Origin of the sequence: Clostridium estertheticum, from assembly GCF_011065935.2 — a bacterium.
Lineage (GTDB): Bacteria > Bacillota > Clostridia > Clostridiales > Clostridiaceae > Clostridium_AD > Clostridium_AD estertheticum_A.
In genome coordinates this window covers 4,103,544-4,130,014 of the sequence record NZ_JAAMNH020000001.1, presented here as the reverse complement: position 1 = coordinate 4,130,014, position 26,471 = coordinate 4,103,544, and the positions used below count along the sequence as shown (strand labels likewise).

Below are 26,471 nucleotides of genomic sequence, written 5' to 3'. Positions count from 1 at the left end.
TTATTTGAAGGGGGACATAACCTATGATATCAAAGAAAAATAAGGGATCTGCCTTGATTGTTGTTATTATGGTTATGGTTATTATGACAATACTTGGTACGGCCATATTAAATATTAGCCTTTCAGAAACAAAACAAGCAGCCTATGAAGATAAAAGAATACAAGCCCATTACCTTGCACGCTCGGGTGCAGAAGCAACTTTAAGCGCATGGAAAAATCCTGCCAATGTTATTAAACCAAGTGGAGTATGTAATCCTGTGTATTTAAATAATTCAAACCAATTTGTCGATATTCAGCCATCAACCTCAAATATGATTGGCAAATTTGAGGTCACAATAGCAAATCCAGATAGTGTCACTGCCATAATTACTTCAGTGGGTACTGTAGGAAACGTTATTCAAACAACAACTGTAACTATTACAACTGTTACCACTCAGATTACGGATCCACCAGGTCCTACAGTTTCTGGGGCCAGTTTAAACTGGTATAGTTCAAATAGTGGTCAAGGAAGTGAAGGCAATCATGTACATGGGGACAATGGAGTAACTGTATTAGTTAGTGACCCAGGGTTAAAGCTTGTTCATGGGCCTGTAAATTACCAGGCAGATGCTATAAATTTCACAACTGGTATTTGGAACTTTAAATATCCATTAACATTAAATGCGGGTATGTTAATTTTTAATAATCCAATAGATACGAATAGGAATGGTAGTAATGATGGAAAGTTAATTTTACAGGTTCTACCATCGGCTAGCGTGCCTAGAACTGATAAAACGGGTCAATGGGGGAGAATAGAATACAAGTCACAATGGTACTATTATTCAAATGATACACAAATATTAAACGATGCTGATTTCAGTAGTTTAGACAAAATATCTATAACAGATCCTAATTATCCTGGTTCACCTAAACAACAAATTTCAAATTATTCAATAACATGGAGCTAATTTATAAAAAAGAGGCTGAGAAAATGATTAAATATAAAAAATATTTAAAAAATAAAAAAGGCTTCACATTAATAGAAGTTATTCTGTCCATAGCGCTACTGGGGATAATAAGTATAGCTTTTCTGACAATGTTCACAAGTGGCATAGTTGGAATTACAAACTCAGGGAAAAAAAGTGTTTCTCATTATACCGCACAAAATCAAATAGAAAGTAACATTAATGATTTAGCAAATTTACCTAGCAATGTAGTAACCTCAACTAAAAGTATTACTTTGACCTTCCCGGGAAATACCGGCATTGTAATAAGTGGACGTCAGGTTGATGTAACTTATACTTATGGTAGTAGATCTAAAATATTAACCACCTTTACTACCAACTAAAAAAAGGTATTCTATTGCACATAAAGGGAGGTGAATCTAATTGCGCGTTAATAGCAAGAAAAGAATAGCTTTTAAGTCCGGATTTACACTTATTGAATTAATTGTGACTATAGCAATACTTGGAATTGTATTAACAATGGCTTATTCTATGGGCGACTTTGGAAGTACCTCTTTTAATAATGGTTCTGCAAAATCAGATATACAATCAAATATCAGGATTGCGTCTGATTATATAACAAAAGAACTTAGGTATAGTAGCGATGCAGTGGTGTTAGCGGAGTTCCCTACCACTCCATATCCAAATACAAATTATATTTATGTTGGTAATGATGGAATACTAAAGCAATATTATAATACAGACATAACAAATATATCGGGAAATACTTCAAATAATATGATTACTACATTGCAATTTCAAATTAAAAATTCTAAAACAGTAGAGTTTAATATTCAAGAGACCTATAGAAAGCAGACCTTCCAATTAGGATCTTCAACACTATTATTGAATATAGGTGATCATACTTTGGTTAATGGGACTGGAGCAGTAATTGCGTATACAACTGAACCAATTATTACTAACATTAATGCTAAGCCAGTACAAGCAATAAGTATAACAGCACCATTAAATTCTATATCAATTAATGGTGGAATGTTGCAACTTACAAGTAACTTGACACCAACTGATGCTTCGATCAAAGCAGTAACTTGGTCTGTAGATGACGGTACTTTATCTACAATAGATACAAATGGTTTGCTAAAGACTATTACAGGTATTCAAGGGAAAAATATTAAAGTAACTGCAACTGCACAGGATGGAAGTGGGGTCAGCGGAACTTATACAGTGACAACAACAGGCTTATCAATAAATAGAGTAACATCCTTTACAATTGTATCCAATTACGATTGCATTTTCAATGGAGTTGGAACCCTTCAAATGAGAGTAAGTGGTGTAAATCCAGTGGATGCTGCAGATCCAACTGTAACTTGGTCAATTGATCAACCTAGTTCAATAGCAATAATTGATCAAAATACAGGGTTACTAACTGCTAAAACAACAAATTCTAATATAATTGTTGTAGTTACTGCCAAAACTAGGGATGGCTCAAATGTAACCAAAACAAAGGATATTACTATTAATCCTAAACTAACAAGTATTTATATTACTGGTGGAAGCACTATTACTAGAAAAAGTGGTCTTAAGCTTAGTTGTTATGCAAATCCAGGGGGAAATCTTGCAACACCCTCCATAGGAGTGAGTCAATTAAAATGGAGTGTAACTGGTAGCAATAGTGCAAATATTGGCAATGATGGATTGCTGAAAATCGGGAATGTTTGGGGCATAACTTTAACTGTTAAAGCTATAGCCACATTGAATGATGGGACCAATATTACAGTTAATCAAAATATAAATGTTCAAAAATGATAGTATTTTAATAATTGGTATTACAGAAATCTAAAAGTATAGCGAGTTAACAAATGAGTACTCAATGGGGAGAAATCTCTATTGAGTCTTTTTCTATTGATTTGCTCAAAGTTACGGTGGTGGCTGTTGAAACCAGACATTATCAAACATAAATTTGAAAAAATTGAGCTGTATACTTAATGTACCGGCCTTCAATTAATCTAAGTTTAAAACTTAAACACATGGTCAATACTTCAATATAGAGGTGATGGACATGTCTTTTATTATTTGTGTATTAAAAACACGAGATTTGGATTCAATAAGGAAAAAATTAATTACACTCTACATACTGAATTTAACTGATATAATATTTACACTTTTCTTAGTCAATACAGGTATGTTCCTAGAAGCAAATGCTATTATGGCACCAGTGGTAAATGATATGCAAGTATTAAGTCTAATTATTAAGATAGCGGTCCCTTTGGCCTTGCTGCTTTGGGTATACCAAAGGATGAAAAAAGCCACCCAAAAGCAGTTACATCAGTCCAACATAATAATTGTTGCATGGCTAATATTATATGGATTAATAAATCTATCTCATATAGTATGTAGTATCCTATACATTGTGATGAGCATGACTCTACTAGTAAGATAGTTGATAAAATATATGGATTTGATGTAGTTTAGAAAAGCTATGGGATGATATCTCATAGCTTTTTAGCACATAGGAGATAAAAAATATGAATAGATATTAATTATTATAGAACATTAACTAAAAATAAGAAGGATTAAACCAAAAATTGTAGAATATAGTATTATAAAGTAAAAAAAGATATTTCAACCTCGAAAAAATTATGATATCCATGCTTTTATTATAGACCTTAGTGACGCTTGAGGTTTAAATTGAAATTAATTAAACAGGCATAAGTACCCTGCAAGACATATTGTGGTTGTCACTTGAAAATTGGTGAAGAACATATTTGTAAATTTCTTTTTTTATGTTTATTGTAAAATAATATTATAATAGGAGATGTGTTAATGAATTTTAATTTGACTAAGGAGCAGGAATTAATTAAAAATACTGTCAGAGAATTTGCAGAAACAAAAATTGAACCAATGGCCTTTCAACTAGATGAAAAAAGTATTTTCCCAGAAAAGATTATAAAGGAAATGGGAGAATTGAATATTATGGGGATTCCATATCCAAAAGAGTATGGTGGAGCTGGCATGGATATATTAACTTATGCCATTGCGGTGGAAGAATTGTCCAGGGTGGATGCAGGAGTAGGTGTTGCATTATCAGCCCATGTGTCATTGGGATCGTGGCCTATTATGGAATTTGGAACAGAAGATCAAAAGAAAAAATATCTTACGCCACTTGCTTCCGGTAATAAGATTGGCGCCTTTGGACTAACTGAAGAAAATGCAGGCAGTGATGCTAGTAATACAGAGACTACAGCTGTTTTAAATGGGGATCATTACATACTTAATGGAGCTAAAATATTTATAACTAACGGTGGGTATGCAGAAATTTATGTAATATTTGCAGTTACAACTCCAGGAATCGGAACTAAAGGCATTAGTGCTTTTATTGTGGAAAAGGATTCAGAAGGATTTACCTTTGGTACACATTACAATAAAATGGGTATTCGTTCTTCAGCTACGGCGGAACTACTATTCCGTGATGTTAAAGTACCCGCAGAAAACCTGCTAGGAAAAGAAGGACAAGGCTTTAAAATTGCTATGATGACCTTAGAGGGCGGACGTATTGGTATTGCTGCGCAGGCACTTGGGATTGCTCAAGGAGCTTATGAAAAGGCACTGAATTATTCTAAAGAAAGGGTTCAGTTTGGAAAACCTATTTGCGAACAACAAGTCATCGCATTTAAACTTGCGGATATGGCTACTAAAATTCGTGCTGCCCGATTTATGGTATACAGTGCAGCTGAACTAAAACAAGAACATAAGTCCTATGGAACAGAATCTGCCATGGCGAAACTTTATGCTTCCGATGTTTGCCTTGAAGTTGTTAATGATGCGGTACAAATTTATGGCGGTTATGGCTATATAAAGGGTTTTGCTGTGGAACGTATGTATCGTGATGCTAAGATTTGTACAATATATGAAGGTACAAATGAAATTCATAAGCTAATTATTTCTCATTCTATTTTGCACAATTCTAAAAAAGCTCCCGCAGTGAGCGCTATTAATAGCGCCACCAATGTAGCAGAAATTAAACCTGTGACAAAGGTATTAACGGAAAACCGTAAGGGCATTATTATAAAAGAAGGCTCTACGGAAGAAAAAATTGCTACCTTAATAAATCATCTTAAAATTGAAAATATCAAAAGCCAAGGGAACTCCATTATACATCCGGGTGGGAACATCAGCGATGCTGATAAAGTATGCAGCATAGGCCGTGGTTTAGTTGCCAAAGAAGACTTGCCAATAATTGAAGCCTTGGCGGGAGTTATGGGAGCTGAAGTTGGTTGTTCTCGTCCCATTGCTGAGGAAAACGAATGGATGCCTCTTGATCGATATGTAGGAATATCTGGTCAGAAGTTTAAAGGGTCCTTGTATCTAGCTATTGGAATATCTGGTCAGGTTCAGCATGTGCGTGGAATTCGTGATGCCAAGATCATTGTTGCTATTAACTCTGATGAAAGAGCTCCAATATTTTCTCATGCAGATTATGGTATAGTGGGGGATTTGTATGAAATTGTGCCAAGGCTCACTGAAATTTTAAAAAAATATTAGTACCCTAGGGAAATATATTCTTAGTAATTGTTTAAAAGGTGTAGGAAACTACACCTTTTTTAATGGAATTATATTGGATGATAAACATGAGGGGATTGTTGTAGCCAAGCATTGTCAATCATAATATTTGCACTTTTTTTACTATACTTTAAAATTTGAGAGTTGAAGGGCTGTAATAATTTTGTATAAGAACGGAGATTGCTTAAATATAGAAGCAGTTCTATTATATCTGTCATATTATAAACTAAAGATGCCGCTACACATTTGAAGCTGTATATTAAGAATGCTGCCTATTTCTAAAATAGGATATCTTTAAATATGGATCAGAAATAAATTAACAGGAGTGATAATTAAATGAGTGTTAGACATTATGTGCTTGCCGCTACTGATGGTTTTATAGAACTTCCGACCTCTCCTGAGCTGCCCCCACTAGAATCTGAGCGTAAAAAAGTGTATGTCTATGGTTTTGTTGGTGGGCTATTTAAGGTTAATGGTAAAGTAATAAATGAAGATCTTGATTGGACAAAATCTTGTAATTGGGGAAAATTTAAAAACTTGATAGGAACTGCCACCATACCTTCACCTGTGATTTGGGGAGAAATGGGGGATAGAGTTTATATAACCTTGATAAATTTAGGCATGCCAACTGCAGGAATTATGGATGCCCATACTATTCATATGCATGGTGCCCATGTAGCCACTCAACTAGATGGCTTCCCAGAATCCTCATTTGTAGTTCCTATGTGCACAGATTTTGATATGGCACCACCTGTGGTAACTTATCTTTTTGATACAGAACATCCAGGAACATATATGTACCACTGCCATGTTGAAGCCTCTGAGCATGTTCAAATGGGAATGTATGGAGCCTTGATTGTATATCCATCCATGAGAAGCCTTGCAATAGCGGGCATAAGAAGGTTGTGGAATGGTCGCTGGTTCTTTGAGGGAAAACTGCAAGAGCATATTTGTGAAACTGCCACAAATAGAAATTTTGCATACAATGATGTGCATTCTTATTTTGATAAGGAATATATAATGTTGCTTTCTGATATAGATACTAGATGGCATGATAGCATTGAAACTGGTGTTAATTATAATCCAGTTGATTTTAAACCTGATTTTTGGCTTGTAAACGGGCGTGCTTTTCCGGACACCTTGCTTCCACACCATTTAACACGTAATCCATGCAATGATAGGGATGTATCTCAGCTTAACTATGAATCCTATGTGCATGTAAAAACAGGAGAAATGCTCATGCTTAGGATGATTAATATGGGATATCAGGTGGTACCATGGCATATCCATGGATGTGATTTTACAGTAATTGGGAAGGATGCGAATCCAAGCCCACTCTTGAAAATATCTGAAAAACTAGAGTTAGTTGGACTTGAAGGCCTTGAAAGGGGATTTACATGCACCATAGGTTCAGGAGAAACCTTTGACCTATTGATAGAAGCCCAAGATAAACGCCCACAATATAGAAGTTATATTGTGAATGGGAAGGATTGTATACATCCTTTGTGCAAGCAAATGCAAGAAATAAAGAATATAGACCCCAGTGTAATAACTAATATTCCGACGCAACCAGTCAACTTCAATAATATAAAAACAGTTAATTATGTAGATAACTTCGATGAATCTCTAGCTATTAATGACAATTTCTTTCCACAATTTTATCCTATGCACAATCATGATTATTATAAAGTCACTAACAATGGAGTATATCCAGGAGGACAATTGACCTATATTCAAACAGATGCTCCTGAAAATCTTCATAATAGTGATGACAATGAAGAAAATTCAGATGATAATTTATTTGAAATGTCCTAACAATGCCTTCAATAGCTTGTTATATTTAGGTTCTGTCTCAAAACCATTTCATTAGATCAAAGCATGTAGGACAAATATTAACTTCGAATGTATAAGAGTAAACCTATAGGCAATACTTATAACATCTTATTTAGTGGAGGTGTTTATAATAGAAGTTGGTGTAAGAAATAAATTTTTTGGACGAATTGAGGAAATTAAAACTGATCAATTAATGGCGCAAATTAAAATGACTGTGGATGGATGAACTAATTCTCCAGTAGTTACGTCCGTGATGACGAGAGAAAGTTTAGAAGATGCTGGATTTAAGCAAGGAGATAAAGTTGAAGCTTTGATTAAAGCAATAAATGTAGTTTTTGTAAAGTAACAATTACATTTATTTGTTTAACTATTATCGAAAAATTAATAATAATTTTAAATTAAGAAATAGATCAATAAAAATGTTGATCTGTTTTTTTTATACTCTAATTTAGGTAAACTTTACTTTTTAAATTAATCATGATACATTAATCATACAAGAAAAATTTGTTATTTATAGAATTGAATTGATATTATCTTAAGGATATTATATATCCAATATTAAGGGGGTAGAAAATTGACAAATAGAATATATTTTAAAAAATTTCTTTCAGAGGATGACTTTCAATATTTTTTAACCTTAGTTTCAAATGAAAAAATAATGGTAATGAATTATGGAAGAGTGTTTCTATTAGAAGAAGCAAAAAACTACTACAAACGTTTGTTAGAAAATAATAATATACATAAGGAATTTGGACACTTTAAGGTTTTTGAAAAAGCTACAGATATTTTTATAGGATCAGGTGCACTCTCAATAAACGATGATTTTACTGAGGCGGAGGTTGAATATTTATTGCTTCCTGAGTATTGGGGAAAGGGGTATGGAAGCGAAATTGTAGGGGAATTATTAAATAAAGCTGAAGAAACAAAGAGTATACAACAAGTTACAGCAATAACAGACCCAAATAATATAGGATCAAAGAAAATATTGTTGAATAATGGATTTATATCGTTAAAGATATATAAAATTGATGATGGTTCATTAGCAGAAATGTTCAGTAAAAAAATAATACACCATTTGCTATGAAATTTTTCAAGTGAATTATAATAAAACCATTGTAACTTAGCGGTTTAAGCGCATGGCTGAATTTTAATACAATAACAATTGGACCTTCCGTAAAGAAAAGGTACTTAAATGATATAACAGAGCTTACTTTCGAAGAATGGGTTTACAAAGAAGGTTTGTTTGCTAATTTGAGAAAAAATAATGACTTAGAGGCACTTTCGCCAGTAGACTTATTAAAGGAATATTTTAAAGCAATTATAATATTAACCATCTAGATTTCAGATTCGTCTGATAGCTAGTGGTTTTTTTATTGTAATTTATCATAATTCTAAGCTGAATTTAAGACTTTTTTAATCTATTTTTAATCTTGCAAATATATAATATAAAATACGGGAAAATATATAGAATTGTCTTATAACTGAAGGTGAAAATGATATCCATAACATTGAGATTTGATAGTTTATATTATTGTATATAAAAGATAATATACATGGAATTATTGTGGATAAAGGCATTGTTATAGCATCGTACTTAGGTAATGCTAGAATAGCAAATAATAGTAATAATAATAATAATAATTAATAAGGCTGGCATATAAGAGAAAGAGGCGATAATTTGTATCTTAATATTGAAAAAAAAATAAATAAATTTGATAACTATATTCTATTTATAATTGAAAAGTATGTACATAATAGATGTTTAGATATTATAATGCCTGTATTGACATTTATGGGAAATATGGGAATTGTTTGGGTTATAATAGCTATTGCATTAATAGTAGATAAACCATACAGAATAATTGGATATTCAATATTTTTAACGTTAATTATAGGTACAATTGTTGGAGAAGGAATAGTGAAACACATAGTAAGACGAGTTAGACCTTGTAATAAGCAAGATAACTTTAGTATGTTTAATTTAAAACCAATATCTTATTCTTTTCCTTCAGGGCATACTTTATCATCCTTCGCTGCTGCAGAAATGCTGTCTTTGTATTTTACACAATATAGATTGGTATTTATGTCAATGGCGATTTTGATAGCATTGTCAAGACTATACTTATATGTTCATTATCCAACGGATGTTATAGCGGGATTTATAATTGGGGTATTGTGTTCAAAAATAATCTTCATTATTTTGCAACAAGGATATATCCAAAATTTCTTTGTATTTAAATTTTTAAGTTGACTTAGTTTGAATTTAGCATACTTGTTTTATTATTTATAATATTTGAATTAGCGTTCACAACAATTACAGGCTCATTTATGCTTTATTATGGAGCATTCAAAAATGTTTATTTCTGAAAGTCTTGAAATGCCAAAAAGTATTTCAGGGCTTTTTTTAATACAATTGCGATTTTAGAAAGCCAACTATTCAAAAGAAGTGTTTTAATAAAACATTTAAACAACTACAATCTTCATAATAAGTACATAACTTTTTGATATAGTAATTCTGAGATTTATAAAATATAAACAAATGAAGGAGATGTAATATGAAGATTGTCCTGAGAAACCTCGCAGTTGTAATAATTTTAATTTTTACTTCGAATGTAACTGCACTCGCGGCTCCAACAAATGAGAAGTTACAACAGCAGAAGGATTCACTAACGAAAATTCAAACTGAAAGAGGAAAAGTCGAAACTAAAATAGAAGAATTTGACAATGAAATTGAAAATATAATGACTAAAACAGAAGAGAATAAAGTCAAAATATCTGAAACTGAAAAGTCAATCGAAAGCGCCGCATTAGAGGTAAAGCAGGTAGAAAAGGAAACTCAGAAGGAACAAGAATTATTTAATACTAGAATGAGAGTCTTGTACATAAACGGATTCGATGGGTATATGGGTATAATACTAGATTCAGAGAGCTTTGGAGATTTTGTATCAAGAGTAGATAACATAAAAACCGTTATAGCGTTTGATAAAGAAGTGTTGAGTGGGTTTGAAGCTGCTCAAAAAGAACTAAATAAAAAGCAGCAAAGTTTAAATAATACAAAGGAATCATTGCAGAGTTTGCAAGTAGAAAACAAGCAGAAGATAGATAAGCTAATGATTACTAAAGAGTCACAAAATAAATTAATAACTGAACTAAAGAACAAGGAAATTGTTACTAAAGGGTTACAGGATAAATTGATAGCTGAACTAAAAAATGAGAAAGATATTTCTGCAGCGCAGATAATTGATCCTCAAGTATCGGTAAATAAAAGCATAACGAAAATAAGTGAAATAAGAAAATCGGCGCCTAAATATACACCTTCAAGGGGTGCAACGACTGTATCGGAAAGTGCTATAATAGCCTACGCTTCTAACTTTCTTGGCACACCATATTTATGGGGTGGAACTTCACCGGCAGGCTTTGATTGTTCAGGATTTACACAATATGTATATGCGCATTTTGGAATATCTATAGGAAGAACCACCTTTGATCAGATAAATGATGGGGTACAAGTATCAAGGGATAATCTTAAACCAGGAGATTTGGTGTTCTTTGGAACTTTTGCTAATCCTCATCACATGGGTATGTACATTGGAGATAATAATTATATCCATGCTCCTCATACAGGAGATGTAATTAAAGTTTCAACTCTAGGAAGAGATGATTATGTAACAGCTAGAAGAGTAAAATAAAAAGTACATAAATTACTTAAGTAAAATACGAACAAAATGTACATTATAAAATATCGAACCCGAATTTGATTGGTAAAATAGGGACAAGCTTTTATAGAATCCAAAGCCACGTTCCTCTGCTAAGCTTAGTATGGCAGGAATTCAGGAAATTTCCTGTTAGGGATATGTATACATTATTTATATATTATGGTAGGAAATTAAATATTGTGTGTCTAAGTAATCATAGACATGTCAAAACTTCAATGAGGTGATGACATGTCTTGTTTCTATTTGACGTATTCAAAATATGAAACTATGTCCAAAAAACCATGTGTATTTTTGAACATCAAACTGTTAATAAATATCGATAGTTGCTCTACATTTTGCAAGTTTTTCCATGGCCCTGAATGATAAATATGCAATTATGCAGTACCCTATACCTAAAAGCAGCTCATTTAGCAATAAACTATTAACCTTCCCATAATTAATTATTCCACCATTTAACAGAAGTTTACTTGCTTTTAATGCATTTGTCAGTGGCAGAATGTTGCTTATATGTTGTAAGACAATAGGAAGCTTTTCAATACTGAAATTTACTCCACATAGGGACATGAGAATCATTGAAGAAAGATTGAGCAACATGTTTATATCTCTGGTTATTAGACCAATGCTACCTACCAAAAGCCCCATTGAACAGGCTGTGAATATGGCTAGTATTAAACATATAAGGAAATATGGCAATATATTCATAGGAATTTTGATATTAAAAAAAATTATCCCAGTAAATAGCCCAATTGATACAGTAATAATTCCATCAATTATATGAAAGGTTGACTTGGTAATAAATACATTGAATTTGTTACAGGAAGATCCAATTAATAGCTTTAGTGTGCCATAGCCTCTCTCATTAATTAAATTACAACCAACTCCAAAGAATGCATTGTACATACATAGAACAAATGCATTACCCACTATAAAGGGCGTTATATCTACATTGCCATAAGCATGCCTTGCTATAAGCGAGAAAAATAGAACTTGAAAAACCGGATTAACAACCTTAACAAGCACATACACCTCTGGTTTTAAAAATCCAAACAACCCCTTAAAGGTGTATAATCCATTACGATAAGCTCTTTCGACCATCTCCATATTAGCTCACCCCCAGGGTAGCATTTATTCTTGTATTTTTATCTATCTCTATAAACAGCAACTTGCTTATAATAAGATAAATACAGCATATGACGCATAAAATTCCTATTTCCTTATAAAACAATGAATAATTCGTTATCCCCATTGAGCTGTCCCTAAGTATTTTAATAGCCCAGGTTGGTGATAATAAATAGCTTATGGGTTTAACAAAATTCGGCAGAAAATCTACAGGAAATACAAAACCACAAAGAATAAAAATCGGGTATTCGAGGCAATTCATAAGTGCTCTTGCATTTTTCGAAAGAGTGAATATAGGAGATATGACCATAGCTATACATATAAAAGAGAAAATCATCAAAAGGAAACATAAAAAAAATAGCAATCCATTGTTTATATATAGGGAGCCGTTAAAAAATATCCTTGCAAAAACTAGACTAAGAGCCATACCGGTAAGGCCAAGGAAGGTATTAGCCAAAACTTTGCCGATTATAATGCTAGTAAATCTTGAGGGACAGCAAAACAAGTTTTCTAGTGTGCCCGCATATCTTTCTCTTTCAATGTCACCAGCTGAGGAAAAACATATGGAGCTCCACAAGCTGGTAAGACCACTTCCCAAAATAACATAATTAATGTAATTAGCCTGTGAGGAATCTTTGTACATCATATACAGGATAAAGGTATATATAAGAGGTTGTACAATTATGCAAAATCTGAAGGTAGCCCTTGAAAAAGATTGTGTTAAATGAAGTTTGAAGGTGGAAAATACAACTTTCATGTTATGCATTTTTATCACCCCCTATAAGCTTTATATAAACATCCTCTAGAGATCCCTTTTCATCCCTTAGATATTTGAGCTTTAACTCCCTGGAGGTGCCTATGTCAATGATTTCTCCATTATTTATAATTGCAATCCTATCACAGAGTTCATCAGCCTCATACATATAATGGGTGGTAAGTAGAATCGTTTTGCCTTCTTTCTTTAATTTTAATACAATATTTCTCAAATCCTTTGCACCTACTGGATCTAAACCGATTGTAGGTTCATCCAAAAAGAGTATTTTAGGGTCATTTATAAGTCCCCTAGCAATTTGAAGTCTTTGCTTCATCCCTTTTGAAAAACCTTCTACCTTCTCGCATTCTCTCCCATCAAGTCCCACAAGACTTATAAGCTCAGGGATGCGTTGTTTTAAGATTTTACCTGGTATCTTATATAGGTCTCCAAAATACTGTAGATTCTCGCGGGCTGATAACCTCCAATAAAGCCCCCTTTCTCCTCCAAAAATGAAATTTATTTTGTCTCTTATTTGTTTTTCCTGCCCAAAGCAGTTGCACCCAAAAATTTTAGCCTGGCCCTCAGATGGCGCTAGAAGAGTTGTAAGTATCTTAATGGTGGTGGTTTTACCAGCACCATTTGGACCTAGAAGACCCAAGATTTCGCCTTCATTTACCGTGAAGGAGATTCCCTTTAGGGCTTCTATAGTTTTTTTCTTTGTCATTCCAATAGTTACAGCATAAACCCTTTTTAAGTTCTTAACTTCTATTGCTATACTCAAAAATATAACCCCCTTAAATCAATGTAATAACATAAACATCTAATTAGATAATCATATTATATACAGATAAATTATTTTTGTCAATAAATGAAAAAAACTGTTAAATCAGATTTTAATCTGTTTAACAGTTTTTTATTATATTGTTTTAAGTTTTTCAGATAGACATTTCATAAAATTATTAACAGAATTAGGATTTATACTATAGTATTTTGAGTTTTTAATACGTTCTTCATTTATAAAACCTGCTTCTTTAAGCTGTTCAATATGATGTGAGATTGTAGGTGTTGTTAGAGTTAGAGCAATAGAAAGCTCTTTCCCATTCATAGGGTTATTCTTTGATAACAACCCAATAATTTCAAATCTAGTATCATCAGAGATTATTTTTAATATTTTAGTTAAATCATTCTTGGTAAGGGATTTAAATGAAGGAGAATAAATCAGTATCTGATCCTTTCCAAAAAATCTAACAGATCTGCCATTTATAAAAAAACTTGGTATAAAAATAAAGTTCTCATACGGGCCCCTATTTTTAAAGGTTTTGCCCATGATGCTTTGAGAAACTTCTAGGGGATCATTCAATTTAAAAACATCCTCTATCTTCTGATAAATATCTTGGATATCATCTAGCTGTTCTTCATAATACGATTTAAAGCCATTATTATAAAGGGCATTTAAGCATGAAAAAAACTCTTCCATTAGTAACTCCCTATCAGCAAATAAGCTTTTGAGAGCTATATAGCTTTGGCTAATATTATTATATTTAGAATAGAATTTCTTTAAATTCTCTTCATTTTCAAGAGCAAGATTTATGGACTTGCTATCAATAAACTGACCATAAAATATGAAAAAGAAGTCTACCTTTTCCATGCTAAGAACATTATTTTTATACTCTTCAATACTATTAAACTGTTTATTAAGTAGCAGGAACTCTAACAGCTCATACCCTTTATTCGGAAGCGATGAAATTATCTCACCAAGATATCTGTAGTTATTTTGTATATCATTGATATACTCCTCATCATATATTTCTTTTAATTTTTCGGTTCTATCTTCACCATTAAATATTCTCATTAATATAAAAACTAGATCAGCCAAAATAGACTGAGTAAAAAAACAGTTACTTCTATTATCAATATTCTTCACTAAATTCACCCTTTTAGAAATTTACTTTATATAATTATAGTCTAAAAAACTAATAATTACTATGGGTGATAGGAACCATATTTTAAGAGTTGGTTTCATGGTTCTATTTGAGCGTCCACTTACGTGAGAACGAGATGTTACTGGTAATAAGATTTGCTTAATATAAGAAGATAATATAATTGTGCATGCAGAATAATTATACGGACATAATTATTCTAACAAGTGATTGAGAGAATATAAAAGCGGATGGTTAGATTTTGTTTTTGTAATTATTACCCTTATCCTTATTTTATTTATTAAGACCCTCTTCTAGATATTCAGCTCCAAATTTATGAAACGTTTCTAGAATAGGAATTAGTTTTCTACCAACATCTGTTAAGCTGTATTCAACTTTAGGTGGTACAACAGGGTAGACCTTCCTGTGTATAAGATTATCTTCTTCTAAACTTTTTAACTGTCGTGAAAGCACTTTTTGAGAAACATTAGGAAGTTTTCTTTGAATATCGCTAAATCTGAGTTTCGAATAACTCAAGTACCACAAAATCAATATTTTCCATTTACCGGAAATCATGTCCTGAATTAGAACCATCGGACACTTTTCATACTGAAGGCACTTTTCTTTCATATAACATTCTTCATGTCTACTTGTTAAACGCTCCATTTTAAACACCTCGCTAGTTAGTGATAACTTTTTTGTCACTGTATGACAAAAAAGTGCGTACTTGAATAAGTAACATTATAATATTACAATATCATAGTATCATAGAAATTTGATCAAAGATAGTTATCAAAAATTAGTTTGTAAATATTATTAATAAATTTTAAAGGGGTAGAAAAATATGAGTAAAGTATTATATATTAAAGCAAATGCAAAACCAGAAGGAACATCAAGAACTTTTAAAATTTCCGACAAATTTGTTGAAGAGTATAGAGAACTAAATCCTAATGATGAAATTATAACTTTAGATTTATATAAAGAGGGTATAGGATTTCTAACAGAAGAAGGTATTAGCCTTCATAGACCGGCACCTGGTGAAGGTAAAGAACATCCAATTCTAAAATATGCATACCAATTTGCTGAAGCAGATAAATATATAATTGCAGCACCAATGTGGAACTTAAGTATTCCTGCAATACTAAAGGCATATATTGATTATGTATGTGTTACTGGAATCACATTTAAATATACTGCAGAAGGACCAGTTGGTCTATGTCAAGGAAAAAAAGCAGTTCATATTGTTACAAGAGGCGGAGGATATTCAGAAGGGCCAGCTGCAGCGTATGAAATGGGAGATAGATATTTAAGAACAGTCTTTGGCTTCATGGGTATAACTGATTTTACTACAATAGCAGCAGACATGATAGATGTTATTGGTGAAGATGTAGAAGCAATTGTGGAAAACGCAATTAAAAAGGCTCAACAGCAAGCAAAGGATTTTTAGTTTTTACTTTAAAATTTTAATATTAACAAAGAATGGATAGTTAAAATCAAGCTATCCATTCTTTATTAATATTACTCATTATAGATAGTAAATATGTTATAGGAACATAAAATAACCTATTTGACAATAGGTAGAGTATAATTAAGAAAGAGGGAAAATATGAATTATATTAATAATGAAATTAGTAATTTACAACAAATATGTTTGGACTGTAAAGATTACGAAACACCGCAGTGCATTAAAGCAAAATGTAATGTTGGATTTGCTTTAAGTGTAGTGAATTCAATGCAAAAAAATGGAATGACAATTGTTAAGGATGGATTACAACTTATCCCAAAAGAAGATATGAAACATTATGATAATATAATGGTGGCAAGATGTATAGCATCTATATGTAAAATGTGTAAGCAATGTATGATAGGTCATAATGAAAATTGCAGCGTTTCATTAGCAAGAAGGTCTATTGAAAGTATAGTGTTAAAGGAAATAATTGATTACCCAGGTAACGTACTATCATATATTATTAAAGTTGCAGAACAAAATCAGAATTTTGCTAATTTAATTAAGAATGAAATTCAGCTATTAGATTAAAGAAATTACTGATATCAATATGCAACAATTACCATTGTACATTTAGGATAATTAAGATAACATTTTAGATAAATAACATATGAAAAATGTAAATAGGAGTTTAAATATGGAAAATAAAAATATAAAAATTGTTGTATCAGGCGACATATGTGTGAATTTGTTGCAGAGGATAACATATCCTCAAAGTAATACAGGTTTGAATTGGCAAACTCAGTTAAATATGCATGGTACTTTAAAACCAGGACAAGCTTTACTTCTATCAAAACTTGTATCTTTGGCAACAGGAGCATCTGTACTTTCACCACAGATGCATGATATAGAATTAATTCTACCAGGAGAGTATCTTAGTTCTACTGCAGAGGTAGAGCTTTTTCCTACATTTGATGATAAAAACAATAATGAAAAAGTTTATAGAATAAGTCGTTTTATGGGTTTTACAGGCCCGGTGTCTGGTGTACCGAGGTTACTTCCTATTATTAACGATGACCCTAATGCAGATATAATTATATTAGATGATGAAAATAATGGCTTTAATTCTAATAAAGAATTTTGGCCTTTAGCTTTAAAATCATCCGAAACATCACCGATAATCTTGTATAAAATGATTAATCCAATTGATTCTAGTGCACTTTGGAAACACCTGCAAAAATTTCATAACGAAAAGACAATAGTAATTATAAATGGTGATGATTTGCGTTCGAAGGGAGTTAACATAAGTAAAAGTCTTTCTTGGGAAAGAACATCACAAGATTTTGTTTGGCAAATTAATAATAATCCAAATCTTGCTTTTCTCGCAAATTGTCGCCATCTTATAGTACCTTTTGGTCTTGAAGGTGCCATCTATTATAGAAATAAAGGTGTACCTGAAATTAGATTGTATTTCCTGCCATATGAATTTGAAGGAGGCTTCATTAAAGACTCCCAAGGTGAAATGTACGGACTTACCTCAAGTTTTGTTGCAGGACTTGCAAGCGCTATTGTTTCAGGAAATCAAGATAATGAAGAGTTATCTGAATCAATAAGCATAGGTATACGTGAAGGGACTGTTTCTGCTCAAAAATATTTTATTGAGGGATTTGGTAAAAATGTTTCCGAATCTCCATTTCCGAGTTCTGCTATATTTGTGGAAAAGGAAGATGATTTTGTATATACGGAGCATGTACAGGATGTATTAGTGCCTACTTCAACTAATCCTAATTGTCGTGCTTGTTGGTACATTTTAAAGGACAAAAGCTCTACTAACTTAGCAGAGATAGCTTATGATACTGTTAAAAATGGAGTGAAAAATGCACTTAAATTTATACCAATAGCTCGTTTTGGAAAGTTAACAACAGTTGATAAAGCAGAAATAGAAAGCTATAGGAGCATTAAAAATCTTATGCTTGAGTATATCTCAACTAAAAACACAGTTCGGCCTCTTTCAATTGCGGTATTTGGAACTCCTGGGTCTGGAAAATCTTTTGGTATACTGGAAGTAGCTAATAGTATTGCGTCAAATTTAATTGAAAAATTAGATTTTAATTTATCTCAATTCAGTACACCATTAGATTTAGTAAATGCTTTTCATAAAGTAAGAGATATTGCATTGGGTGAAAAAATTCCACTAGTATTTTTTGATGAATTTGATTCAGCTATTGAAGGAAAACTTGGATGGTTAAAATATTTCTTAGCACCTATGCAGGATGGTGTATTTAGAGAAGGAGATTCTATTCATCCTATTGGAAAAGCTATTTTTGTATTTGCTGGTGGAACAAGTAGTACTTTTAAAGGATTTTGTGGAGAAGACCTTGAAAATGAAAAAGAAGAAAAACAGTTTTTACTTGAATTTAAAAATGCAAAAGGTCCTGATTTTCTAAGCCGTTTAAGGGGTTACGTAAATATTCTTGGACCAAATCAAACTGATAATAAGTGGGATCATTTATTTATAATTCGAAGGGCGATGCTGCTACGTTCACTTTTGGAGCGTAAAGTACCTCATCTTATAAATGATAACGGAGAGGCTCAAATTGATAATGGGGTATTACGAGCGCTTCTTAAAATTCCAAGGTATAAACATGAATCAAGGTCTATGGAAGCAATACTCGAGATGAGCATGTTAACTAATGCGAAAAAATGGGAACAATCTCATCTACCTTCTAAAGAACAGCTAAAACTACATGTAGATGAAGAACAATTTTCACGTCATTTAATGCATGATGCATTCTATAGTGAAAAAATTGAAAGTCTTGCAACAGCTATATATGAAAAGCATAAAGTGCTTAATGAAAATAACACAAATATAAATCAGGATTTTATAATGCTATGGCAGGATCTAAGTGAAGAGCTTAAAAATTTCAACCGTGATCAAGCTAAAAATATTCCTAACGCTTTACTTAAAATTAATTATGATGTTGTTTCTGTTAAAGAAAAACCAGAATTTATAGAATTTACAATTAAAGAATTAGATGTCTTATCTGAAAAGGAGCATATGCGTTGGTATCATCATAGAAAAAAGGTTGGCTTCAAGTATGGTGAAGTTGAAGATAATAAGAAAAAAACTAATCCTGCACTTGTACCTTGGAACAAGCTGCCAAAGGAGACGAAAAACAAGGTATACCAAATGGTTAAGATTTGGCCAGAAATATTGGCGAAATCAAATTTTAAGATAGAACCATTAAAGATTTTATGTCATTGTGAGACTAAACTTTAGTTAAAGCTGAAATATGCAGATACTCAAGTTAGTGTTGAAAGATAAGTACTATTAATGAGTTTAAAGAAAAATCATATCAGTTGTTTTTAAAATGAAAAGAGAAATGTAATAAAAAAATGCGCCATAAAGCGAAAGCTGAGTGGCGCATTTTCGTTCCAGAAAAATGTTATAGGTTGATACGTTGATGTAACCAGTGATATCATTTAAATATAAGTTTAAGAATGTGGTGAACTCGATGATGGGGCTAGTTTTCAACTTGCCATTGGTGTCATCCAATCAAAACAAACGTAAATCATTATAGAATTGCTATTGATGGATTTGATTATGAAACAGATGAAAAAATAAAAGGTTTTTATGCAGGAAATCAAACTTATTTGTAGAATAATGGTATTTAGAAGATATAATCAAAAATATTGTTCATAATGTTTATAAAGAGAAGTTGAAAAACAAAGAAAATAGACTTTTGATAGATTACTTAGACATGCACTTGCAAAGGTAGAATCTTAAAAGCAGACATCAAGGGCATATTTGGTAAACGATTAACTAGAGGTTTATTAGAAAGAGGTTAGGTAAGTTTGAAACATATCTCTTTTGCTTTATTACATAGAATTTTTTCTATATAAGGGTAGTAAAGCCATTACTCCATAATTTAAATTAGTAATTAATAACTTTTTAATTCATACTATATATAAACAAAAACTACGTTAGTCTTAAAACAGGTTTCGACAATCTCTTTTAAATTATAAGGAGGCATACAAATGGGTGATAATGATATTAAACGTGCAGTGAAAATGCTATTAATAGGAATACTTATATATATATTGTGGTGTACAGTCAATGCTGGAACTGAAAACTCTATTTTTCATCAATTGATTAATGAACACAGTTTGGTTATGATTTATATAATCTTGTCTATCTTTGTCATGCTTCAATTTGTAGTTATTCTTTTGCTTGTAAGAAGCTTGAAAGCTAATAAAAAAATGCATAAGACCTTAAACGAAAATAAAATTCTGCAGGAAGAGTTAATATGTACTACTAAGCAACTTACAGAACTAAATAAATTAAAGGACAAGCTGTTCAGAGATGTTACTCATGATATGCGGAGTCCTATGGCAGCAATGGTAAGTATGATGGAAGTACTGGAGGATGATTACAGTAGTGACAATATAGAAATTATATATGAGGTAAGAAAACAGGTCAAAAGCACCTTCTTCATGGTGGAAAACCAGCTGGAGTGGTTAAATTATCAAAAGGACGGATTAGTTTATAGAGATATTATTAAGATTGTTCAGGAAACTATAAATCTGCTTAGTGAAAATGATTTGACTAAAGGTGTAAGAATTATGAATAATATCGAGGATGTTGTTACCATCTTTTTAGACAAGGAAATATTGGGGATGGTACTTTGGAACCTTGTGATCAATGCGGTAAAGATTGCTAGCAGTGGAGGATTGATTTCTATTAAGACTCATCAAATAGGACAAAAGGTCATTGTTACGATCAGAGATACCGGTATAAGTATTGACCTTGATAAAGCTAAAACACTCTTTAGAGAAGCTCATATAGGTTTCACTGCACATACAGTGGTAAAAAAAGGAACAAGACTGGGTATTCTAATTCTAAAGGAATTTGTACAGTGCAGGGAAAACCAGAGATGGATGGACAGCATCACTGAGAAAGACAGTACCTTCTATTTCTCTTTATCATCAGAGCATGAAGTGAACAGTATATAATAATAGGGTCTAATTAGTGAATAAATTTTACTATGGGGTGATAAAATGAAAGTAATTTTAGTAGATGATGAAAAATCAATGTTGCTTATAATGAAGAAAATGATTTCAAAAGTCCCAGAAATTGAGATCGCAGGAGCTTTTCAGAGTTCTGCGCAAGCTTATAAATTCATAAAAGAAAACAGGGTGGATATTGCCTTTATAGATATCAAAATGCCGGAGGAGAGCGGATTAGATCTTGCCAGAAGAATTGTGTCAGAGTTCGAGAGAATTGATATTGTATTTTTAACTTCCCACAAGGAATATGCACTGGAGGCCTTTGATGTACATGCCGTTGACTATATTGTAAAGCCAGTTTCCCAGGAAAGGTTGGAACATACAATAAAAAGGATTAAAGAAAGACTCATTTTTCCGCTACCATATAGTTATGGAGGTGCATCAGTCAAGCTATCAGTTTATTGTTTGGGAGGCTTAGATATTAGAGGTGTGGACGGCGGGAGTGTGAAGTTGACTTCTTCTAAAAGCTTAGAATTATTAGCCTATCTGCTTTTAAATAAAGGGGAATTTGTATCTAAATGGAGAGTCATAGAGGATGTTTTCGGGGAAATGTCTCCGCATAATGCGGAAACCTATCTGAATACCACTATTTATAAACTAAGAAAGGCTTTGCTGCACCATGAAATGAAATCAGCAGTCATTTCTGTCAATGAAAGTTATAGGATAGATATCAAAGATATCTATATTGATTTCATAGACTTCGACAACCGAGTCAATGCTTTATGCATTATTAATGAATCCAACCTTGAAGATGCAATAAAAACAGAAAAGCTTTTTGTAGGTCAACTTTTTGGAGATAAAGGTTACCACTGGTCTTTACCTGAGAAAGAAAGACTCTCCGAAGTACATTGGGACTTTGTAAAAAAACTAGGAAACTATCTCTTGAAAAATAACAGTCTTACTATATCATTACAAATTTTTAAAAAGATGGCAATAAAAAACGAACTCGATGAAGAAGTAAACTGTCTCCTAATGCGGGTTTATGCTGCTAAAAGGGACAGAATATCACTGATTAAACAGTATAATAGATATACAAAAGTACTCCAAAGAGAGTTGGAAGTAACCCCAGCAAGTAATACAGCCAAGCTGTATGCCGAACTTAGAAAATCTCTCGAATAGAGTACGACAGTTAGTACTAAGACCAAGTTAAAAGTTTCTATACAAAACAAAATATAAGTCGATTCTTGTTGAATGAATTTTCAAATAAGTCAAAAAAAACCATTAAGCCCCTGAAACCTAGTGTTAACCAGGATTTATTGGTTATTGGCTCTTTTTTTTGTCATAATTCTGTCAGAAATGGTTGATAAACTATTATTATAGCGAATTTATAAATATAAAGTTTTTTAAAAAAATAGTTTTAATAATTCCATTATATTTATTTAGTAGAAAACTTAGCGCTTATAAATTAGTAAAAACCATAGAGGTGATATGTGTGACCGATGTACGCTGTAAACAAAAGCAAATAGCTGTAATAATAATTACACTGATTTTATTATGTTCATGTTTATCAAACTATGTGTATGCAGAGGGTATCAGCGATCAGAAAAATGTTCTGGTAATTAATTCATACCATCAGGGATTAACATGGTCTAAAGATGAAACTGATGGTATTATTGATGTTCTTAAAAAGCATAATAACAATATTTCTATAATTGAGTATATGGATTGGAAAAACTATCCTACAGATGAAAATAAATTACATTTGTTTGAGTATTATAAATACAAGTATCAAAACAAACGTATAGACGTACTAATTGTAACGGATGATACGGCGCTGGAATTTGCATTAGAGAATAGGAAAAGTTTGTTTTCAAATGCACCAATTGTATTTTGTGGAGTAAATCAGGATGGTATTGCCAATATTACAAGGGGGCAAGTTAATCTTACAGGTGTTCTTGAGGAAGTTGATCCGACAAATACAATAAAAATGGCTTTGCAAATTAATCCTTCTTTAAAAAGTGTGTATGTACTATTTGATAATTCAGAAAGTGGAGTATCTACTGGTGAACTGGTTATAGATAAAATCAAAGCAATGGATATGAAATTGAACATTATTCCACTGAATAACCTACCTTATGATGAACTAATTAAAAACGTCAGGGGCTATAATGACGATAGTATTATTCTTGTTACTACCTATTACAGTGATGTTAATGGAAAAATAGTGAATTTCGAAAATGTATCAAGGGAAGTTAGTAAGAATAGTAATGTTCCAGTATATCATTTATATGACTTTGGTTTAAATAATGGTGCCGTTGGCGGAACGATGATGAGTGGAAAGCTTCAAGGAATGAGTGCAGGAAATTTGGCTGTGCGGTTACTTGATGGAGAAAATCCAGATAATATTCCTTTTACATCTCCGAAAACCACTCGGTCTGTCTTTGATTTTCAACAGTTAAAAAGATTTAATATACCATTAAGCATGATTCCCAAAGATTATGAGATAATTAACAAGCCATTTTCTTTTTTTGAGACATATAAAACACTTGTATTGAGTGTTTTAGCTGTATTTATCCTATTAATTACTTTTGTGTATATTCTGTTAATTCATATCAGGCAAATAAAAAAAATGGACAAAAACCTTTTTGACAGTCATGAGGAACTTACACAAATATATGAGGAATTAGAAGCTTCTGACGAAGAGATACGCCAACAATATGATGAAGTATTGACAATTAATGAAAGGATCAGAACAAGTGAAGAAAAGCTCACTTATCTTGCCTTTCATGATACATTAACGGGACTTCCGAATAAACTCTCATTGTTTGAGAACTCTAACAAAAATATTTTTATTTTAACTGAAAATAAAGTAGCTTTACTATTTCTTGATATAGATAATTTTAAGTATATAAATGATACTTTAGGACATGACTTTGGTGATCAGTTAATGATCAAAGTAAGTGAAAGACTGGCTTCACTCTTGAAAGAAAATTGTTCTATTTATAGACTCAGTGGTGATGAATTTATTATTATAATTAAAGATATTAAAGAAGAAGGGGCGGGAGAAGTATTTGCTTCTCATATTATTGATGGTTTTAAAGAAGAATTTCATGTTATAAATAGTGTATTACATGTTAGTTTAAGTATTGGGATTACTGTTTGTCCTGAGCATGGTAATGATTTGGAAGAATTACTTAAGTATGCTGATATTGCTATGTATAGGGCAAAAGACGCAGGTAGAAATAGATATGTTGTATATGAGCAGTTAATGAATGAAGTTCTTATAGAAAGAATGAATATTGAAAAGTATTTGCATACAGCGCTTGAAAAAAATGAATTTGAAATATATTATCAACCGCAGCTTGATTTAGAGTCAAATAAAATAACGGGGCTTGAAGCTCTTATGAGATGGAAAAGTCCAGAATTGGGTTTTGTTTCCCCCCTCAAGTTTATTAAAGTAGCAGAGGATACTCATTTGATTATACCGTTGGGAGCTTGGATCTTAAGAAATTCATGTGCTTTTTTGAAAAAACTTCATTTAAAGGGTTACACGTGTTTGACCGTATCAGTAAACGTCTCTATATTACAGCTTTTGCAGATCGATTTTAATGATATGGTTGTAGATATCCTTGAATTCTTTGGGCTTGAGCCTAATTATCTAGAATTGGAGATTACAGAATCAATATTGATGGAATCTTTTGAAACTATTGGTATAAAATTAGAAAGTCTAAGAGAAATGGGAGTGAGAATTGCCCTGGATGACTTTGGTACAGGTTATTCTTCATTAAATTACTTAAAACAGTTACCTATATCAACTTTGAAAATAGATAAGTCGTTTATAGATGAGATTACCTGTGAAAATATAAGCGAAACCTTAACAGGTCAAATTATTATGTTAGGCAAAAGTATGGGTATGTGTATAATAGCTGAAGGAGTGGAAAGGCAGGAACAATTGGAGTATTTGATTAATCAGGAATGCCATAAAATTCAGGGTTATATTTGCAGTAAACCAATTCCAGAGGGTGAGATAGAAAAATTACTGGAAATTAGTTTAGTGAAGAATCTGTTTAGTTTAGGGGGGAATGTTAATGAATAAAAAAATGGAGTTATTAAGGGAAACCATTAATAATTTGATAGTTTTAGAACCTCACGATGATATGGATCTGTTAAATAAAAGCCAGGAAATGGATCTGTTAATATTGCAGTCAATAAAAAGAAGTAATTTTGTTACAATTATCATGGGGGATGAGCATATGAACGAATTTGATATTATTATAGATAAGCTTCAACCATTTGAAAAAATATATCAGTCTATAAGAATTGTTGATCCAGTGAGAAAAAAAGCTCTTGAGCTGAATGAAAGTCAATTATGTGAAACTGATGTCATTTGTCATGAGTTCTTGAAAAAGGAAATTATTTGCGAAAACTGTATCTCTATAAGGGCATACAATGAGGATGATACTATTTTTAAAATGGGTCATATTGGTAATGAGATTTACATGGTAATAGCAATTCCTATATCAATTCAAGAGAAAAAATTTGTTGTAGAATTGTTTAAAGATGTTACCAATAGCTTGTATCTGAGGGATGGAAAACTACTTGGACATGAAGTGAAGATGTTATCTACAATTGAACATATGAATCAGGCAGCAGTGAAGGATGAATTGACGGATTTATATAATAGGAGATATATAAATGAAAAGCTACCTGTGGATTTATTAAACTCTTCATTAAGAAATGAGCCGCTATCAGTTATATTTGCGGATTTGGATTTCTTTAAAACGGTTAATGATAAATATGGATATATTATAGGGGGCCAAGTATTGCGAGAATTTGCTAAAGAGTTAAAGAGACACATCAGTATTAGTAAAGACTGGCTAGCAAGATATGGGGGTGAAGAATTCATGATATGCCTTTCTAATACCGATAGTGATGCTGCAACAGCTCTTGCAGAAAGGATTAGAAAGAGTGTTATGAAAAAGAAATTCAATATTGGGAATGAACGAATTCAGTTGACATGTAGCTTCGGAGTTCATACAGTTTGTAATGAGAATGAATATCTAACTATTGACGAAATAATTGAGCTTGCTGACAAAAAAATATATCAAGCTAAAGCAGGTGGCAGGTATAGAGTAGTTTAGAATATAATGAATTTCAATATATTATATCTGT

At 32.0% G+C, this 26,471-nt stretch carries 21 protein-coding genes; 16 read left to right on the top strand and 5 right to left on the bottom strand.

All coding sequences use genetic code 11. The features are described from left to right. Nucleotides 1–23 precede the first annotated feature (23 nt). The 9 genes from G9F72_RS19670 (at nt 24) to G9F72_RS19630 (ending at nt 11,026) form a co-directional block, all read left to right on the top strand. Nucleotides 24–947, top strand: a complete 924-nt coding sequence (locus G9F72_RS19670) for a PilX N-terminal domain-containing pilus assembly protein (protein ID WP_164958415.1) — start codon at nt 24–26, stop codon at nt 945–947. A gap of 23 nt (nt 948–970) precedes the next feature. Continuing rightward, nucleotides 971–1,327: a prepilin-type N-terminal cleavage/methylation domain-containing protein gene (locus G9F72_RS19665; RefSeq protein ID WP_164958414.1), complete on the top strand. Its 357-nt coding sequence runs from the start codon at nt 971–973 to the stop codon at nt 1,325–1,327. Between the two features lie 40 nt (nt 1,328–1,367). Beyond that, nucleotides 1,368–2,750 (top strand): Ig-like domain-containing protein, encoded by a 1,383-nt coding sequence (locus tag G9F72_RS19660; RefSeq protein WP_164958413.1) that lies wholly within the window; start codon nt 1,368–1,370, stop codon nt 2,748–2,750. 253 nt (nt 2,751–3,003) lie between these two features. Further along, nucleotides 3,004–3,384: a DUF5658 family protein gene (locus tag G9F72_RS19655; RefSeq protein WP_224676185.1), complete on the top strand. Its 381-nt coding sequence runs from the start codon at nt 3,004–3,006 to the stop codon at nt 3,382–3,384. A 383-nt stretch (nt 3,385–3,767) separates the two neighbouring features. Continuing rightward, nucleotides 3,768–5,486: an acyl-CoA dehydrogenase family protein gene (locus tag G9F72_RS19650; RefSeq protein WP_164958412.1), complete on the top strand. Its 1,719-nt coding sequence runs from the start codon at nt 3,768–3,770 to the stop codon at nt 5,484–5,486. A gap of 354 nt (nt 5,487–5,840) precedes the next feature. Then, nucleotides 5,841–7,319 carry a multicopper oxidase domain-containing protein gene (locus tag G9F72_RS19645; RefSeq protein ID WP_164958411.1) on the top strand — a complete coding sequence of 493 codons (1,479 nt, stop codon included), beginning with the start codon at nt 5,841–5,843 and terminating at the stop codon, nt 7,317–7,319. Nucleotides 7,320–7,911: 592 nt separating this feature from the next. Then, nucleotides 7,912–8,421, top strand: coding sequence for a GNAT family N-acetyltransferase (locus G9F72_RS19640; RefSeq protein ID WP_164958410.1), 510 nt, complete (start codon nt 7,912–7,914; stop codon nt 8,419–8,421). Between the two features lie 594 nt (nt 8,422–9,015). Next, a complete protein-coding gene (locus G9F72_RS19635; RefSeq protein ID WP_164958409.1) occupies nt 9,016–9,588 on the top strand; it encodes a phosphatase PAP2 family protein in 573 nt (190 codons plus the stop codon). Nucleotides 9,589–9,892: 304 nt separating this feature from the next. Beyond that, nucleotides 9,893–11,026 carry an NlpC/P60 family protein gene (locus G9F72_RS19630; RefSeq protein ID WP_164958408.1) on the top strand — a complete coding sequence of 378 codons (1,134 nt, stop codon included), beginning with the start codon at nt 9,893–9,895 and terminating at the stop codon, nt 11,024–11,026. Nucleotides 11,027–11,359: 333 nt separating this feature from the next. Here the strand turns inward: G9F72_RS19630 and G9F72_RS19625 are convergent, their stop codons facing one another. From G9F72_RS19625 to G9F72_RS19605, 5 genes are all read right to left on the bottom strand, one after another. Beyond that, nucleotides 11,360–12,154 (bottom strand): ABC transporter permease, encoded by a 795-nt coding sequence (locus tag G9F72_RS19625; protein ID WP_164958407.1) that lies wholly within the window; start codon nt 12,152–12,154, stop codon nt 11,360–11,362. A gap of 1 nt (nt 12,155) precedes the next feature. Then, a complete protein-coding gene (locus G9F72_RS27660) occupies nt 12,156–12,815 on the bottom strand; it encodes an ABC transporter permease (protein ID WP_411955967.1) in 660 nt (219 codons plus the stop codon). A gap of 115 nt (nt 12,816–12,930) precedes the next feature. Beyond that, complete coding sequence (locus G9F72_RS19615; protein ID WP_224676184.1) at nt 12,931–13,707, bottom strand: ABC transporter ATP-binding protein; 777 nt, start codon at nt 13,705–13,707, stop codon at nt 12,931–12,933. Between the two features lie 135 nt (nt 13,708–13,842). After that, nucleotides 13,843–14,850 (bottom strand): ArsR/SmtB family transcription factor, encoded by a 1,008-nt coding sequence (locus G9F72_RS27465; RefSeq protein ID WP_164958405.1) that lies wholly within the window; start codon nt 14,848–14,850, stop codon nt 13,843–13,845. 289 nt (nt 14,851–15,139) lie between these two features. Next, nucleotides 15,140–15,511: a winged helix-turn-helix transcriptional regulator gene (locus G9F72_RS19605; protein WP_164958404.1), complete on the bottom strand. Its 372-nt coding sequence runs from the start codon at nt 15,509–15,511 to the stop codon at nt 15,140–15,142. Nucleotides 15,512–15,689: 178 nt separating this feature from the next. Here G9F72_RS19605 and G9F72_RS19600 point away from each other — a divergent pair, with 178 nt between their 5' ends. From G9F72_RS19600 to G9F72_RS19570, 7 genes are all read left to right on the top strand, one after another. Then, complete coding sequence (locus G9F72_RS19600; RefSeq protein ID WP_164958403.1) at nt 15,690–16,292, top strand: FMN-dependent NADH-azoreductase; 603 nt, start codon at nt 15,690–15,692, stop codon at nt 16,290–16,292. Nucleotides 16,293–16,451: 159 nt separating this feature from the next. Beyond that, a complete protein-coding gene (locus G9F72_RS19595) occupies nt 16,452–16,883 on the top strand; it encodes a hypothetical protein (protein WP_164958402.1) in 432 nt (143 codons plus the stop codon). 106 nt (nt 16,884–16,989) lie between these two features. Continuing rightward, entirely contained in the window at nt 16,990–19,572 is a 2,583-nt protein-coding gene (locus G9F72_RS19590; protein ID WP_164958401.1) for a RyR domain-containing protein, read from the top strand. Between the two features lie 758 nt (nt 19,573–20,330). Continuing rightward, nucleotides 20,331–21,305 (top strand): sensor histidine kinase, encoded by a 975-nt coding sequence (locus G9F72_RS19585; RefSeq protein WP_164958400.1) that lies wholly within the window; start codon nt 20,331–20,333, stop codon nt 21,303–21,305. Between the two features lie 45 nt (nt 21,306–21,350). Then, complete coding sequence (locus G9F72_RS19580) at nt 21,351–22,478, top strand: response regulator (RefSeq protein ID WP_164958399.1); 1,128 nt, start codon at nt 21,351–21,353, stop codon at nt 22,476–22,478. 313 nt (nt 22,479–22,791) lie between these two features. Then, nucleotides 22,792–25,395, top strand: coding sequence for an ABC transporter substrate binding protein (locus G9F72_RS19575; RefSeq protein WP_164958398.1), 2,604 nt, complete (start codon nt 22,792–22,794; stop codon nt 25,393–25,395). Next, a complete protein-coding gene (locus G9F72_RS19570) occupies nt 25,388–26,440 on the top strand; it encodes a GGDEF domain-containing protein (RefSeq protein ID WP_164958397.1) in 1,053 nt (350 codons plus the stop codon). Before G9F72_RS19575 ends, G9F72_RS19570 begins: the two co-directional genes overlap by 8 nt. Nucleotides 26,441–26,471: the final 31 nt, after the last annotated feature.

Bases quoted from the DNA above. Each gene is read 5' to 3' on its own strand.
- G9F72_RS19605 (WP_164958404.1), bottom strand. From the start codon at position 15,511: ATGGAGCGTTTAACAAGTAGACATGAAGAATGTTATATGAAAGAAAAG.
- G9F72_RS27660 (WP_411955967.1), bottom strand. From the start codon at position 12,815: ATGTACAAAGATTCCTCACAGGCTAATTACATTAATTATGTTATTTTG.
- G9F72_RS19670 (WP_164958415.1), top strand. From the start codon at position 24: ATGATATCAAAGAAAAATAAGGGATCTGCCTTGATTGTTGTTATTATG.
- G9F72_RS19645 (WP_164958411.1), top strand. From the start codon at position 5,841: ATGAGTGTTAGACATTATGTGCTTGCCGCTACTGATGGTTTTATAGAA.
- G9F72_RS19630 (WP_164958408.1), top strand. From the start codon at position 9,893: ATGAAGATTGTCCTGAGAAACCTCGCAGTTGTAATAATTTTAATTTTT.
- G9F72_RS19595 (WP_164958402.1), top strand. From the start codon at position 16,452: ATGAATTATATTAATAATGAAATTAGTAATTTACAACAAATATGTTTG.
- G9F72_RS19600 (WP_164958403.1), top strand. From the start codon at position 15,690: ATGAGTAAAGTATTATATATTAAAGCAAATGCAAAACCAGAAGGAACA.
- G9F72_RS19650 (WP_164958412.1), top strand. From the start codon at position 3,768: ATGAATTTTAATTTGACTAAGGAGCAGGAATTAATTAAAAATACTGTC.
- G9F72_RS19665 (WP_164958414.1), top strand. From the start codon at position 971: ATGATTAAATATAAAAAATATTTAAAAAATAAAAAAGGCTTCACATTA.
- G9F72_RS19585 (WP_164958400.1), top strand. From the start codon at position 20,331: ATGGGTGATAATGATATTAAACGTGCAGTGAAAATGCTATTAATAGGA.
- G9F72_RS19570 (WP_164958397.1), top strand. From the start codon at position 25,388: ATGAATAAAAAAATGGAGTTATTAAGGGAAACCATTAATAATTTGATA.
- G9F72_RS19655 (WP_224676185.1), top strand. From the start codon at position 3,004: ATGTCTTTTATTATTTGTGTATTAAAAACACGAGATTTGGATTCAATA.
- G9F72_RS19580 (WP_164958399.1), top strand. From the start codon at position 21,351: ATGAAAGTAATTTTAGTAGATGATGAAAAATCAATGTTGCTTATAATG.
- G9F72_RS19590 (WP_164958401.1), top strand. From the start codon at position 16,990: ATGGAAAATAAAAATATAAAAATTGTTGTATCAGGCGACATATGTGTG.
- G9F72_RS19625 (WP_164958407.1), bottom strand. From the start codon at position 12,154: ATGGAGATGGTCGAAAGAGCTTATCGTAATGGATTATACACCTTTAAG.